We start from the raw sequence: 13,785 nt of genomic DNA on the forward strand, positions 1-13,785 counted from the left end.
CAGTGGGCGCCTGGGCGACCAGCTCCGGGTCCAGCCACTCGGGCGCGGTCTCGAACTCCTCGAGTGTCGCGGGAGCCCTGCCTGCCATGGCCGAAGCCTGAGTCTCTCATCGTCTCACCCGCAGAGAATTCCGGCCACGCGCGCCCTGACCGGGATCGATCGGGGCCCGATGCGAGGATTGTGCGCCCTATGTTCCGATTCTCATTGACCCGTCACGTATTTCACCGTGGGCGGTCGCGCGCCTGTTCCCGTAGGGTGCGGACGTGCATCGCGAGCCCGTCTCCTCCGTCGACGAACTCATGACCCTGCTGGCCGACTGCGCGGACGCGTGGGACATGCCCGATCGCAGCGGTGATCCTGTCGACATCCTCGACCACGACCGGCAGTGCGCCGAGCTCCTGCGCCGCGACTTCCCCGCCGACGAGGAACTCCAGGTCGCCGGGCTGGTGCACGACATCGGACACGTGCTGGTGCCGGGTGACGGCGCGGGCCACGGAATGCACGGCGGCAATGCCGTTCGGGGACTGCTCGGTGATCGCGTCGCGCGGCTCGTCGAACTGCACGTGGTCGCCAAGCGGTATCTGGCTGCCACGGATTCGGTGCACGCCGCGGCGCTTTCGCCGTCGAGCCGGCGCACCCTGGTTGCCCAGGGCGGGCCCATGACCCCCGGGGAAAGCGCCGCCTTCGAGCGCGATCCCGACTTCGCCGCGGCCATCGCCCTGCGTCGCGCCGATGACGCGGGCAAGGTCGTCGGACTCATCGTCGCTCCCCTCGGCGCCTGGCGACCGGTGGTCGAACGGGTGGCCGGCGCTCGCTGAGGGTGGGACACCGCACCCGGCCGCGTCGCCTGCATGGACTCGCTCCATGCGGTTGTCACCGCGACTTCCCGATCTGGCCGCGCTCGATCTGCTGTTGTCGGTGATCGAGTTGGGCAGTCTGGGGCGCGAGGCCAGGGCGCATGGGATCAGTCAGCCGTCCGCCAACTCATCGGACAGAAGCCGACCGGTCCGGCGCGTGATTTGTATGCCATTGCGCGGCACCCGATGTGACTGATTCATAGGGAGTGTTGTCCGAAGTGTTGACAGAGTGACGCCCATCACCATAATCTGCGGGCGCAGGCCTGCCGGAGTTCCGAAGGGTAAATGTTGCCTGCATATTTCTAGCGCCAATGCAAGGGCTTCGCTGAATTCGCAGCCCGAAGACACAAGTGCGCCAACGCCTCCCGCGAGCGTTATCAAAGGGTTATGGTCACGGCATGGTGCGAACCACCGCCGCTGCTGCAGACCCGGATGAGCCAGTCATTCCGGGCGCTGTTTCGCGGCCAAAGCTCGAGGTTGTTCCAGAATCGCCTGACCCCGAAGCGCCGCAGCCTCACTCCTTCGGCGCACACGTCCTGAGCGCGGTCGATATCGAGCGACTCCCGTCCTCGGCCCGGCATCGCATCGCAGCCTTCATCCACCTGCAGGTGGCAACGCTGGAGGAGTGGCCCGAGCCGGCTTTGCCCCCGATTCCCGATCTCGACGATCTCTGACGGATCATTCCACCGCGTCTCCTTTCCTCCGGCGATCGCCCTTCGGGTTCTGTCGGTCGAGCCGTGTGCACCCTGTCAGTCGACATAGCCGAATCCTGGGATTTTGCCGGTGGCCCGGCATTTCCGCCCGGCACGGTCAGCGATCGAGAACACCTCGATGCCCCGCCTCCGAGTAACCCCCGAACCGGCGTCGTGACGCTGCCGGCCTGCGCCTCGATCTCGGGGGCGGCGCAGGCACTGGGCGCGCAACAGTGGCGACGGCGCCCGGATCGGCAGCGCCGCCACTCGAATTGAGTGACATGACCCCTCGATAGCGCGGCGGCGGACTGCCGTGCCATCGCCGCGCACGATCGGGTGTCCCGCGACCTGCTGACCGCTAGCCGCCGATGGCCTGAACCACCTTGACGCCCACCAGGATCACCGCCACCAGCAGGTAGCCCCGCAGTGCCAGCATGCCCGCGGTCCGGGCCGGGGAGAACACCGGACGCTCCAGAGTGTCCAGGGCCGGAGTGCGCCAGGTGTCGCGGTCGGCCTGCAGGATGGCCTTGCGCTCGGCCCGGTTGAGGGAAGTGGCATCGAGCTCCTCGACCTGATCCGGGTCCAGGTTGCCGAACTCCTTTGCGGTGCGCTCGGTTGCCTGGCGGCGGTTGCGCTGCCAGGCGATGAGCATGCCCGCCCCGCCGAGCACGCCGATCAGCGCGCCAACACCGAAACCGAGCTCCAGGGTGCCGGTGGTGATGCCGGGGAAGAAAGTGGCGGCCGTTAGTGCCAGCGACAGCAGCACCAGCGACCAGACGATGACGCCCGCGGCGATGTTCTGCTTGACCGTGTTCACCCACGGACCGAGCACGGCCCTGTCATTGCAGAGCAGCACCAGAAACACCGTCGCCGACGGCAGCAACACGCCCGCCAGCGCCTGCACACCCTGGGTCAGCAGGCCCAGCACATGATCGGGGCTGAAGGACACCGCGGCCGCGACGGCCAGCAGCGCGGCGTAACCCGCATAGAACAGCGGCGCCTCGGTGATCTTCCAGTGCAGCGAATGCCGCTTGCCGAGGGTGTCGCCGAGGGCGTAGGTGGTGGCCAGCCCGACCGCGTTCGCGCCGATCAGCGAGGCGTCCAGCAGCAGGAGAGCGAACAGCGCGCCCACGGTGGTCCCCATGTGGTCGTGCAGCGCCTCGGCCACCGCCCCCGCGTCGGTGAACTTGCCGGCCGCGCCGGTGCCGGCCAGTCCGAAGGTGGTGGCGGCCATGATGGCGACGGCACCCAGCATCACCACTACGATGCCGACCCACAGGTCGATGCGCTCGTACCGGATCCAGCGCGGGGTGATGCGCTTATCGACGATGTTCGACTGCTGGAAGAACAGCTGCCACGGCGCGACGGTGGTGCCCACGATGGCGACGATGAGCAGCAGCAGCGTCGAGTTCAGACCGCCCGGGAAGGAGGGCAGGAATCCGTGCGCGATCTGAGATGCCTTGGGATGCACCAGAAATGCCAGCGGGAAGATCACGATGTTCAGCGCGATCAGCCCGAACAGGAACCGCTCCCAGCGCTGGAACGATCCGCCCGCCACCATGGCGAACAACAGCACCGCGGCCAGCGGCACGGCGATGCCCTTGGGCAGCCCGAAGTAGTTGAGGGCCATGGAGACACCAATGAACTCGGTGACGATGGTCAGCGCGTTCACGAGGAACAGATCGCCCACGCTGAACGCGCCCCAGAACTTGCCGAAGCGGTCGAAGATCAAGCGCGCGTGGCCGACTCCTGCGACCGCTCCGAGCCGGACCACCATCTCCTGGTTGACGTAGAGCACCGGGACCAGCAGGACCAGCGTCCAGACCAGCGCCATCCCGTAGTTCTGCCCAGCCTGCGCGTAGGTCGCCACCCCGCCGGCGTCATTGTCGCCGACCATCACGATCAGGCCGGGACCGATGACGGCGAGCAGCATACGGAATCGCTGCAGGCGGGAACGGCCTTCGAGGGTGTCGTGCTGTCCGATGGAGCCCAGCGCGCCGACGATATCGCCGACGTGCGCGCTGTCCATGACAGCGCCGGTGGGCTGGGTGTCGGCCATGGGCCCGGCGGGCGCGGCGACGGTGGAAGTGCGGCGGCCGGAGCCGTTCGCGAAGAAGGCCATGGCCTGTCCCTCGCTTTCGATCATCAGGTTTTCGGGTGTGCGGAATACGCCCGGCCGCCAAGCGAATTCGGACATCAGTCGACCGGCCCGAGGCGCGCGCGGGCTACCGACCGGCGGTGGAAAGCCGGGGACGCCTGAGCGGGAAACGGGTCAGCCGGTGACTGGAATGCGGCAAGCCGGGGACGTCAGGGTTGTGAAATCCGTACTCGGATACGGACTATCGCCGGAACTCATTGTTCGTCCCTCACCTCCTTGCCGCCGGGACGTACGCGGACGTCACTGATTCTGGTGTCGCATCGCGCACGGCAAGAGGGAACCTGGACCACGCCCGACGGCGTAGACCCGCACCCCTCTCGTCAGAGCTTCGGCACTGCACGACGTATCCGGGGGCTCGCGGCCCGGGGAAGCCACTTCGGATCACCCCTTAATCCGGGGTGATCTGTCCTAACCCTGGGCGTCTCTCGACGTCGTCGGATCAGTGGCCTGTGTTCGTACAGGAGCCTCGCCTAGCGAGGTGCTGACTGGGCAATGGTGAGCCCGGTCCCTCCGCTTGTCAAATCCGATCCGGTCGGTTCCTCGTAATCCCTTGCGCCACAACGTCATCCGGATGAACGCGAAACACGGCCTGAAAGGTCATGTCCGTTTTGCGAGGAAACGGGCAAATGTTGGCCAATAGGTAATTTCTCGATAATTCAGATGAACGACAGGTTTGTTTCGTGCGCGACCGGTCATGAATATGCGCGTCAAGTCACACGCCCGGGGCATCAGCTGAGGTGCGACCCACACGTATGTCGCCCGTACCGCTGTCACTGTCATCCTGGCCCCGACGACCGCGAGCATCGCCGCAGCATCCATCCGTCGCGCGGGCCGACAATCCCAGCGCCGCAATCACTCCGGCGCGCCGAGCCCGACCAGGGCAAGATCGGATCATGTCCGAACTCAACAAACACAATGTCGTCTACTTCGAAAGCTCCACCATGCGCGGGCTGTACGCCGCCCTGGACGAGTGGCAGAACGTCAACCACCACCGCTTCCTGTCGCTCAGCATCCAGCCGGATGGCGGGCTCTTCTGCTGCATAGCCCTCACCAACCCCGCCGAAGTCGTGATCACCAGCGCCGACGGCCACAACCACGCCGCCGTCAACCGGTTCGGTCTTCTCGCCGTCACCAGCGGCTAGCTGCGCCGAATCCCGTGACCCGCGTCGACTCCTGTCAGGTTTCGAGGGCCCGTTCGGTTCAGGTTGAGAACACCACCGAGACAGGAGTCAGACCATGAAGCGCCGCACTGTCATCCTCGGGGTCGGCTACGCCGGAGCCATCCCCGCAGGCCGCCTCGTATAGCGGCTGTGTCTCGACGACGTCGAGATCACGCCGGTGATGCCGACGGGCCGCCGCCGTCTCACGGCGGCGGCCCGAATCGACATCGCGACAATCGCGCGGTGATGCTACGGAATTCGCTTCATGACCGGGCCATGGCCGGGCAACCGGTCACGACTGAATTCCATGCCGCGCCTGCCAGGAACTGATCCGTCCCGGACGCCATTCCCCGGCCACCAAGGGGTTGTGTCCGTGCCGACCGGCGCGCTGCTCCTTCTTGAATTCGCGGAAGTATTCGAAGCGAATCATCAGCAGACCCGAGATTATGAGCACCGCGGTCACGATCGCACCCGCAACCGCCCATCCGTGGTTACCGGACGCGGCGGCCGTGAGCGTCATACCGAGGGCTGCGATGCCGAGCAGGCACAGCAGCAGAGCTGGGCCTTCGCCCGGGTCTTCTATGGCGTCACCGGGATGAGGATGCCAGTGCTCGCCATTCGGTTTGACCGCTGTCACCCTGACCATGTCCCTACCTCCCTCGAACTGAGAAGACTCCTTGCCTGAGTCCAGAATGCACCCGGTGTTGAGGCTACGTGCGAGTAATATCCGGAATTTTCCGAGACATCCCTGATTCGTGGCGGGGACTTTCGTCAGATCACATCTCGGCGATTGACCGGCCCCGGCGTAGATATGCGACCCGGCCTCGACCGCTTCGACCCGGTCGGGCGCATCACGACCTGTACCGGTTCGATGAGCAGGCGTGGGCCCGCGCACCGCAGCTGACACGGCTGATCCCGTCCGCGCCGGCGTTGTTGGCGGCTATCTGTGACGAGTCGGATCGGGCCCCGCTCGAAACCGCCGATTTCATGGGCCGCTATTCCCGGTGTGCGGGCCGACGATTTCCGGCTCAGGGCCTTCGCCGCGGCCGCAGGTGGCGTGCTGTTCCACGTCGTGGACCGCTCGGGTGCGGGCCAGAATCCCGTCCCTCGACGAGTGTCCGGCGGCCATCGACCTGCTCGGAGGCCGGTATACCTGTATGACCCGAATTCCTACTCGACGACGTCGATGTGATGGACCGCGATCCCATGGCGAATCGCTGTGGAGTGCTGGGGATTTCCGTTTGTGATTGAACTCGCCGACGACGGCGTCGAGACTGGATTCTCAACATTCGCTGGAGGTGGCGCTGGTGGGTTGGCGAAGAACGCTCGGACTGGTCAGCGTCGTGATGGTGGGCATCGGAACAATGGTCGCGGGGGGCGCCGTCCCGAAGGTCTCTGCCTCCGGGCCGCATAGCGAGGAATTCACCAATCCGGTGCTGGCGGCCGGCGCCGATCCGAGCATGACCTACTACCAGGGCCGATTTCACCTGGTGCAAGGCGATTTCTACAACGACGACAACATCGTGATCCGCAGTTCGGACACACTCGGAGAACTGGGGACGAGCGAGCCGAAGGTGGTGTGGGAGCACCCCGACTGCCCCGCACCCGCCTGCACCAAGATCTGGGCTCCGGAACTCCAGCACATCGGCGATCGCTGGTGGATCTACTTCGCCGGGCAGGAGGACGACCGCAACGAGACCCATCGGATGTACGCCCTGCGCTCAACCGGTGACGATCCGACCGGCCCCTATGACTACCTCGGGAAGCTGAACCTGCCCGGCGGCTGGGCCATCGACGGCGTCTACCTGCAGTACGCGAACGCCGGCTACTACCTCTGGTCCTGCCTGCGCGACCCCGAAGACACGCGGGTACAAGACATTTGCGCAGTCCGGATGTCGGACCCCATGACCCCGATCGGTGACCGGGTCAGCATCGCAACCCCCACCGCCGCCTGGGAAACCGTCCCCAACGACGCGGACCTACTGATCAACGAGGCACCCGAGCCTCTCCTCGGCCCCGACGGCCGCCTCTTCGTAACCTTCTCCGCCAACGCCAGTTTCGACGACACCTACCGCCTCGGCCTCCTCGAACTGGCCCGCGGCGCCGACCCCATGGACCCCAGGTCCTGGACCAAATCCGGCGGCCCCATCCTCCCCGGCTGCCCCGGCGCAATCGCCCCCGGCCACAACGGCTTCCTCACCATCGACGGCCACCCCTGGATCACCTACCACGCCCGCCTCGAACCCGGCACCGGCTGGCCCGGCCGCAGCATCCGAGTCCAACCCATGAATTTCACCCGCGACGGCCGCCCCCAATTCGGCATGGCCTTCGGCCCCGACGACCCCATAGCCATCGAAAGCCAGGACCGAACCACCCGCGAACCACGCTCTGCCCCCGGCAATCCGGGATAGCCACCCGGCTCGGCCACCGCGAACCCGGCTCACGCCAGCTCAGGCGGGATGGGTCGCTCGTGACTCCTCTCGAGGACGAGCACCGCCGCAGAGCCCATCGGCCCGTCGGCCGCTTCCGGCAGATCCGGTACCTGCCTATCGAAGGCCGAACAGGGCCGATGGCGGGGCATAAAGACCTCAGTCAACGCAGGAAAGCGCGAGTACCGTCACCAATGAGTGCCTTGGAAACCGAGAATCAACGAATCTCCGATTCGAGGAGATCCCATGACAGACATCCGGATCGGTACCGAAGCGCGGGACGTCGATCGCAGCGCTGACGCAGCCACCGCCGACACCGCCGCGGCCGCTTGCGGCCCCGCCCGATTCGCCGAGGTGGACGCGATGGTCGACACGGCGAGTACGGCGGCGAAGGCCTTTCGCCAACTCGATCAGCGACAGGTCGATGCGATCGTCGAGGCGATGGTCCGCGCCGGGATAAGGGCGGCGGCCGAGCTGGCGCAGGTGGCCATCGAGGAGACCGGTTTCGGGGTGTTCGAGGACAAGGTCGTCAAGAACTACGTCGCCACCGAATTCCTCTACGACTATCTGCGCGACAAGAAGTCCGTGGGCATCATCGAGGAGGACGTCGAGCGCAGCATCGTTCGCATCGCCGATCCGATCGGAGTGGTGTTGGCCATCACCCCGGTCACCAATCCGACGTCCACCGTTCTGTACAAGGCGATCGTCGCCGCCAAGACGCGCAACGCGATCCTGTTCCGGCCGTCGCCCGTCGCCGTGCGGTCGTGCGAACGCACCGTCGAGATCCTTCGGCGAGCCGGGGATGCGGTGGGTTTACCCGCAGGCGCGTTGCAGGTGATTCCCGACGCCGCCCACGAGGTGACCCACTATCTGTTCAAGCATCCGCGGGTCGACTTCATTTGGGTGACCGGCGGTCGGAAGATCGTCGCCCTCGCCAACGCGGCCGGAAAGCCCGTGTTGAGTGTCGGTCCGGGCAACGCGCCCATCTACCTGCATCGCACGGCCGACATCAAGGCCGCCGTCGTCGATATCTTGATCTCGAAGACCTTCGACGCATCGGTGATCTGCCCCGCCGAGCAGACCTGCATCGTCGACGACGCGATCTACGACGCCACCGTCGCCGAATTCGAGCGGATGGGCGCGTACCTGCTCACCGAGGAGCAGTCCGATGCCCTCGCGAAATTCGCGTTCGGCTGCGGCGACACGGCCAACCTCGAGGCTCTCGGTCGCCAGGCACCCGACCTGGCCGCCCGGGCCGGATTCGACGTGGACCCGTCGGTCAAGATTCTCCTCGCACCGCTACCGGCCGAGCTCGACCAACTCGACAAACATCCGCTGGTGCGCGAGAAGCTGATGCCGGTTCTCGGGCTCGTGCGCGCCCGCGACGTCCAGCACGCCATTGATGTCGCGGTGCTCGTCACCGAGCACGGCGGCCTCGGACACACCTCCGCGATCTACGCCAACGACCAGGCTGTCGTCGACGCCTACAGCCTCGCCGTGCGCACCGGGCGGATCCTGGTCAACGCGCCCACGGCGGTAGGAGCCCTCGGCGGGATCTACAACAACCTCACCCCGACCTTCTCTCTCGGCTGCGGCACGTGGGGCGGTTCGAGCACCACCGAGAACGTCAACTACACACAGTTGCTCAACATCAAGACGGTGTCGCATCGGCGCAGTCCGCCCCAGTGGTTCCGGGTCCCGTCGAACACGTTCTTCAATGCCGGGGCGCTCGAGAACCTGCGGGATGTCGACTGCGACAGCGTCGTCATCATCACCGACGCGCTGAGCGAACAGCGCGGCGTGGTGGACGAATTCCGCGGCAAACTGCGTGCCCGGCACATCAAGATTTTCAGCGAGGTCGAGCCGGAGCCGGGCGAGGCGACCGTCCGGCGCGGCGTCGAGTTGCTCGAGGCATACCAGCCCGATGTGCTCATCGCCGTGGGCGGCGGATCGGTGATCGACGCGGCCAAGGCGATCCGCCTGTTCTACGAGCACCCTGAGAAGGATCTGGCCGAACTCACTTTGCCGTTCCTCGATCCGCGCAAGCGCATGGCCGACTACCCCCAGGATCCGCACACGGTCCGGCTGGTGGCGGTGCCGACCACCGCCGGCACCGGATCGGAGGTCTCCCCCGCGGCGGTGCTGACCTTGCACGACCGTAAGGAAACACTGGTCGACTATTCCCTGGTGCCCGATATGGCGATCGTGGATCCGCTGCTCACCGTCTCGATGCCGCGCACCCTGACCGCCGACACCGGCATTGATGCGCTCACGCACGCCCTCGAGGCCCTCGCCTCGGTCTTCGCCTCGCCCTATACCGATGCCTTCTGCGTGCAAGCGGCGCGGCTGATCTTCGATGCGCTTCCCCGAGCCTGCGACGATCCCGGGGATCTGCCCGCCCGCACCGATATGTCGAATGCCGCCACGCTGGCCGGTCTGGCGTTCTCCAATGCCTTCGTCGGCACCAATCATGCTCTCGCCCACGCTGTCGGCGCCCGGTTCGGCATCGCCCACGGCCGGGCGAACGGCGTCTTCCTGCCGCACACACTGCGCTACAACGCCGGCCTGCCGACGAAGTTCATGCCCGCCCCCGGCTACTCGGCCTATATCGCCACCGAGAAGTACACCGAACTCGGGCGGATCGTTTTCGGCGGCCACGAACCCGGCGAAAGCCGCCGCCGGCTCTTCCAGGGTGTGCAAGACCTGCTCGACCGGGTCGAGATGCCGCGCACACTCCGGGAGATCGGTATTCCCGAGGACGAATTCCTCGCGGCCCTACCGGAATTGGCGATGACCGCATTCCAGGACCTGAGCAATCGCACCAATCCGCGGATGCCGCTGATCAGCGAGATCACCACCCTGCTTCGCCTCGGCTACTACGGGGACGGCGACCATGCCGACCGATAGCGCCACCCGGACCGTGCGGGTTCACGCCCCGCTGGCGACCGTGCTCGCGACGATCCGCGATGTGAACAGCCAAGCGGAATGGATTCCCGAGATCCGCGAAGCAGCGGTACTGGAGGCGGACGAGCGGACCGGACTGCCGGCGACAGCCCGGTTCACGGCATCCGCGCCGGTCGGCACCGACAGCTACACCCTCAGATACCGGCACCGTGACGACGGCATGAGTTGGTCCATGGTGCAGGGGCGGTTGCAGACCGGCCAGGAAGGCAACTACCAGCTCGACGAAATCACTCCGGACACCACCTCTGTCACCTATCAGCTGACCATTCATCACAACCTGCCGCTACCCGGCTTCATCCGCGGTCGAATCATCAGAGGTTTGGTGGACAGCACGCTGACCGGTTTGCAGAAGAGGGTCGAATCCTGACCGGTTCGTTCCGGCGGCCGAGGCGTCATGGTTCGATACCGATCGCGGCTGAGCTGTCGCGACCGTGGCGACCGATCGCCGCCGCCGCAACGGCCACCCTCGCTTCCGAATGCACTGGCCCAGAAGGACTTCCGTCCTGTGCTGAGCGCGGTGATCCAGACCCGGCTATCCGCTCCATCTTCTGGTCGGTGCCTCGTCCATCGGCAATGACGCATCGCTTCCGTCACGTCGAGGACACAGCTCGGCAAGCGCGGCATCCCAGAAGTATCGGTCCAACCAGCAAGGGCGACAGGCGATTCAGGAGTTGTGCTGCCGGCCCGCCGCGGTTCGGCAGCAGCGATGTTGCGCCGCGCCCGGTCAAGGCGTATGCCGCGCTGGCGGATTTTCGTTGTGGGCCTTGATCTCACTGCTGGGCATCGCCTCACTTGCCGTGATCGTGTTCTTCCGGCAGCGACCAGGTCTGGAGAATTCGACCTGGAAAACCGTTGTGGCACCGGCCCATCGATGTACGACCAATTCCGCGTACGGGTCGGCAGGTATGTCGTACGCATTGATAGCCGTCGTCGGTCTCTACGAGTGCAGTCTCGCCATTGGCCGGACCCCGAAATCGATGTCGGACACATTCGGTGAGATCGAGTACACACCGCAATGAGGGGAGCTGCCGCGCGGCTGCGGTCCATGGCGTCGACCCCCCGTGCCGGATCAGCCGCGACCCGCCGCCTGCTGCGGGAGGTACGTTCGTTCGCATGGCCCGTACGACACCGTCCAAGCCCGCAGAGGTAGACGCTGAGCCCGGTTCCCAGGAGCATGCAGGCTACCGGCGTTCGACAGGTTCGGCCCGTGGTGCGGCCAGGCGTGCGGAGCTGCTCGATCGTGTCACCGACGACGTCGCGGCCAACGGCCTGGTGGACTTTTCGCTTCGACGGGCTGCGCGGGCGGCCGGCACCACGCACAAGGTGCTGCTCTACTACTTCGATGGAGCCGACGATCTGCTCGCTGAGACGATTGTGCGATTGCGGGACAGGCGGATCAGCGCCGCGTTCGCCGCGGTCGACCCACAGCCGCCGACACTGTCGGCGCGGGTGCGCGCACTGTGGCCGGTACTCGTCGACGCCGAGACCGGGTTGCGAGTGCTCGATCAGGCCATCGGGTTGGCGATCTACGACCCGCAGCGGCACGCCGAACTCGGCCGGCAGGCGTCCAAACAATATTTGCCGCTGTTGCTTTCGCTCTGCCCCGTGCACTGGCCCGAGCAGCGAAAGCGAGAGGTGGCCGCGATGATTCTGGCGGCCCTGCGCGGTTTCCTGATCGACAGGCTGACCAGCGGTGAAGCCGACGGCGCCGACGCGGGGCTCGAGGCACTGGTCCGCGCTTTGGATCGGGAAGAGGCGGCTGTCGAATAGCCCTGTTCCACACGGTATTACAGCGCCGGTCTCCTACCTTCGACACGATGTGAACCACATGGTTCACTTCTTTGTGGGGTGTTACCGATCCACCGAAAGGCCGTGCCCGAATGTCCATCGAGCGGCAGAAACTGCGTATCATCAGCGGCGACGACGAATGCGTGGCCTGGCACTATCCAGGAACTAACGGAGGCTGTGTGATCATGGCCGGCGCGATCGCGGTCACCAAGGAACCCGGCACCGACAGGTTCGCCAAGCGCTTCCATCGGGCCGGATTCAGCGTGCTCGCTTTCGACCGCCGGTTTGTCGGTCTGCCGAATCAGCGAGGATCCGGGGAGATGTTGCCGGACAACGTATTCGGAATCGAAATCTCGCATGGCGGCCGCTAGCGCCACTTCTCTCGTTACTGGCCCTCACGGGCCGTAGAGTAGAAGGGGTGGCCGTCCAGCTGACCAAGGGACAAATCGATCGGCTGATGGTGGACGACATCGTCGTCTCGGTCCGTCACAGCGAGCCCGTCGACCTGTCGGCGCTGCTGCTCACCGCGGCCGGGAGGGTGCGCGGGCTGCAGGATCTGGTCTTTTATGACCAGCCCTCAGGGCCGGGCGTGCGCTTGGTCCCCGTGCCGCTGGCGCTCGCGATCGGTGTGCGGGGGCTGCCCAGGGAGATCGAGCACGTGCGGGTGATCCTGGCGCCGGTCGATCCCCAGGCCCGATTCGGCGACGATCCGCCGCCGACGGTGCGGATCGCGGATACTGCGGGAAACCTGTTGTGCGAGTATGTGATTGAGGATCTGGACGGCGAGTCGGCGGTGGTCGCCTTCGATCTGGACCGGGCCGGTGGGATATGGCAGATACGCACACTCGGGCAGGGGGATCCGGCCGGATTCGGGCAGTTGGTGATCGCGCACGGAGTGCCGTTGGGCGGCTCCGAGGACGGGGTGTACCAGGGGCTCGAGGAACGACAAACCGGTCGAGACGTGTCGCCGCAGGACTTCAACAAGGGCGAGCTGTCGTTGGTGATGATGGCGCTGGGCTGGGCTTCGATGCGGATGCACGGCCCGCGCGGACTACAAAGTATACCGATCGACATGGACGCGTCAGCGCTGGTGTTCGCAGGCGAGAATCTCGTGGATCTCGTGTACTACCAACAGCTGTACTCCCGCTACGGGGGGATCCACCACTCGGGCGACAATCGCACCGGCAGCGGCAAGGGCGACGACGAGGTGATCTCGGTCGACTTGGCTCGTCTGCCGAAGCACGTCTCGGCCGTGGTGTTCGTTGTGACCTCGAATATCTCCTTCGAGCGAGTGCCTGGGGCCTTCTGGCGCATGGTCGACGGCCGCACGAATACCGAACTCGTCCGGGGCAATCTACGCGCGGCGGGCAGGCACACCGGCATGGTGGTGGCGAAGGTGTATCGCGACGGCAGTAGGTGGCGGATGGCCGTCATCGGTGCGCCCATCGATGCCCGCCATCCGGACGAGGCGGTGCCGGCGGCGGTCGGCTACCTGTAATCCAGGACTGGCTGGCGGGTGCCGATCCGGCGGGTGGCGGGTGGTCGGCCGAATCACCACCGCCGATGCCGTTTTCGCCGCCGCGGCAGCCACCGGCACTTGGGCGTGGCCTTAACCTCGGCCAATCATGGCGGTTGAGCTGGTCGTCGCGTAGAAATGGCGAAAGGTGCTCTGAACTGCGATAATTCGATTTGCTGAAGATCGAAGTACGCAGTGTGAGGAGCACCTTTCTGGTGCGA

At 65.9% G+C, this 13,785-nt stretch carries 11 protein-coding genes and 1 riboswitch; of the genes, 9 read left to right on the forward strand and 2 right to left on the reverse strand.

What is annotated here, in order from left to right:
- Nucleotides 1-263: 263 nt before the first annotated feature.
- Nucleotides 264-818, forward strand: coding sequence for an HD domain-containing protein (locus GLP40_RS30775; RefSeq protein ID WP_328290846.1), 555 nt, complete (start codon nt 264-266; stop codon nt 816-818).
- A 437-nt stretch (nt 819-1,255) separates the two neighbouring features.
- Nucleotides 1,256-1,531, forward strand: coding sequence for a hypothetical protein (locus GLP40_RS30780; RefSeq protein ID WP_154791516.1), 276 nt, complete (start codon nt 1,256-1,258; stop codon nt 1,529-1,531).
- A 376-nt stretch (nt 1,532-1,907) separates the two neighbouring features.
- Here the strand turns inward: GLP40_RS30780 and GLP40_RS30785 are convergent, their stop codons facing one another.
- Nucleotides 1,908-3,671, reverse strand: coding sequence for an NRAMP family divalent metal transporter (locus GLP40_RS30785; RefSeq protein ID WP_196054857.1), 1,764 nt, complete (start codon nt 3,669-3,671; stop codon nt 1,908-1,910).
- A 341-nt stretch (nt 3,672-4,012) separates the two neighbouring features.
- Nucleotides 4,013-4,192, reverse strand: a riboswitch (M-box (ykoK) riboswitch).
- Nucleotides 4,193-4,600: 408 nt separating this feature from the next.
- Between GLP40_RS30785 and GLP40_RS30790 the strand changes: the two genes are divergently transcribed.
- Nucleotides 4,601-4,849 carry a hypothetical protein gene (locus GLP40_RS30790; RefSeq protein WP_154791517.1) on the forward strand — a complete coding sequence of 83 codons (249 nt, stop codon included), beginning with the start codon at nt 4,601-4,603 and terminating at the stop codon, nt 4,847-4,849.
- A gap of 310 nt (nt 4,850-5,159) precedes the next feature.
- On the opposite strand, the gene GLP40_RS30795 is transcribed toward GLP40_RS30790, so the two are convergent.
- A complete protein-coding gene (locus tag GLP40_RS30795) occupies nt 5,160-5,513 on the reverse strand; it encodes a hypothetical protein (RefSeq protein ID WP_154791518.1) in 354 nt (117 codons plus the stop codon).
- 661 nt (nt 5,514-6,174) lie between these two features.
- Between GLP40_RS30795 and GLP40_RS30800 the strand changes: the two genes are divergently transcribed.
- The 6 genes from GLP40_RS30800 (at nt 6,175) to GLP40_RS30825 (ending at nt 13,546) form a co-directional block, all read left to right on the forward strand.
- Nucleotides 6,175-7,278, forward strand: coding sequence for a glycoside hydrolase family 43 protein (locus GLP40_RS30800; protein WP_154791519.1), 1,104 nt, complete (start codon nt 6,175-6,177; stop codon nt 7,276-7,278).
- Nucleotides 7,279-7,542: 264 nt separating this feature from the next.
- A complete protein-coding gene (gene adhE, locus GLP40_RS30805) occupies nt 7,543-10,203 on the forward strand; it encodes a bifunctional acetaldehyde-CoA/alcohol dehydrogenase (RefSeq protein ID WP_154791520.1) in 2,661 nt (886 codons plus the stop codon).
- Nucleotides 10,190-10,627 (forward strand): SRPBCC family protein, encoded by a 438-nt coding sequence (locus GLP40_RS30810; protein WP_154791521.1) that lies wholly within the window; start codon nt 10,190-10,192, stop codon nt 10,625-10,627. The genes adhE and GLP40_RS30810 overlap by 14 nt, the downstream gene beginning before the upstream one ends.
- A gap of 746 nt (nt 10,628-11,373) precedes the next feature.
- Entirely contained in the window at nt 11,374-12,030 is a 657-nt protein-coding gene (locus GLP40_RS30815; protein ID WP_154791522.1) for a TetR/AcrR family transcriptional regulator, read from the forward strand.
- A gap of 110 nt (nt 12,031-12,140) precedes the next feature.
- Entirely contained in the window at nt 12,141-12,419 is a 279-nt protein-coding gene (locus GLP40_RS30820; RefSeq protein ID WP_230330098.1) for an alpha/beta hydrolase family protein, read from the forward strand.
- Between the two features lie 47 nt (nt 12,420-12,466).
- On the forward strand, nt 12,467-13,546 hold the full coding sequence (locus GLP40_RS30825; RefSeq protein ID WP_154791523.1) for a TerD family protein: 1,080 nt from the start codon (nt 12,467-12,469) through the stop codon (nt 13,544-13,546).
- The last annotated feature ends 239 nt before the right edge of the window (nt 13,547-13,785 follow it).

This window comes from Nocardia aurantiaca (assembly GCF_009708175.1).
GTDB classification, from domain to species: domain Bacteria; phylum Actinomycetota; class Actinomycetes; order Mycobacteriales; family Mycobacteriaceae; genus Nocardia; species Nocardia aurantiaca.